This is a genomic window from Novosphingobium sp. B-7 (assembly GCF_000410615.1).
Lineage (GTDB): Bacteria > Pseudomonadota > Alphaproteobacteria > Sphingomonadales > Sphingomonadaceae > Novosphingobium > Novosphingobium capsulatum.
In genome coordinates, this window is the sequence record NZ_KE148418.1 from 2,984 (window position 1) to 3,973 (window position 990).

1 protein-coding gene is annotated in these 990 nt (G+C 69.5%); it reads left to right on the top strand.

The window, feature by feature from the left end; translation table 11 throughout:
* A partial coding sequence (locus H926_RS34945) for a 3'-5' exonuclease (protein WP_305809478.1) occupies window positions 1–990 on the top strand: 990 nt, incomplete at both ends.

The window sequence follows — 990 nt, forward strand, 5'->3', positions numbered from 1 at the left end:
CTGATGGCCGCGCTGCGGTTCTGCGCGCAGCCGCTCGATGATCTTAACCTCGCCAACCTGCTGGTGTCGCCGCTGATCGCGTGGAGCCAGGAAGACCTGCTCGAGCGCGGCTATCGCAAGGATGGCGTGCGGCTGTGGACGCATCTGGCGCACAGCCGCGATCCCGCGACCGTGCAGACGGTGGAGCAATTGCTCGACCTGTTGCGCCGCGCCGATTTCGAACCGCCAGCGCAACTGCTGCACTGGCTGCTGGTGGGGCCGTGGCGGGCACGCTTCAAGCTGGTGGCGCGGCTGGGGCGTGAGGCCAACGATCCGATCGACGAACTGCTCAACGCCGCAATGGCCTATGCCACGGGCCAGGTGCCCAGCCTGGTCGGTTTTGTGCAATGGTTCGACAGCGGCGATGGCGAATTGAAGCGCGAGGCGGGGCAGGCCGCCGATCTGGTGCGGGTAATGACCGTGCACGGATCAAAGGGGCTGCAGGCGCCGATCGTGATTCTGGCCGATGCCGCCGATGATCCCGATGCGGCCCTGGCGCGGGGCAGCGAACTGGTGGAGCACGGGCCGGGCCAGCGCCCGCGCAGCGTGCCGCTGCCCGCGTTGCGCAAGGAAGAAAAGGCTCCGCCGATCCGCGCCGCAGAAGAGCAGGCTGCACGGGAAGAGCGCGCGGAACATTGGCGCTTGCTCTATGTCGCGCTGACCCGTGCCGAAGAGGCTCTGTTCATCGCTGGCGCCTGGCCACCCTCGCGCAAGGAACTGCCCGCCGATAGCTGGTATGCCCAGCTTGCCCCCTTGTTCGGCGAGGACGAGGCGTGGGAGCCGGACGCCATCTGGGACGGCGCGCGCAGCATCGGCATACCCGGTCCGCCGGTGGTGGAGGCGCCGCGCACGGTCGAAAACCTGGGGCTGCCGCTGCTGCCGCCCTGGCTTACCACCCCGATCGGCCCCGAACCGCGCCCACCGCGCCCGCTGGCGCCATCGGCGCTGGGC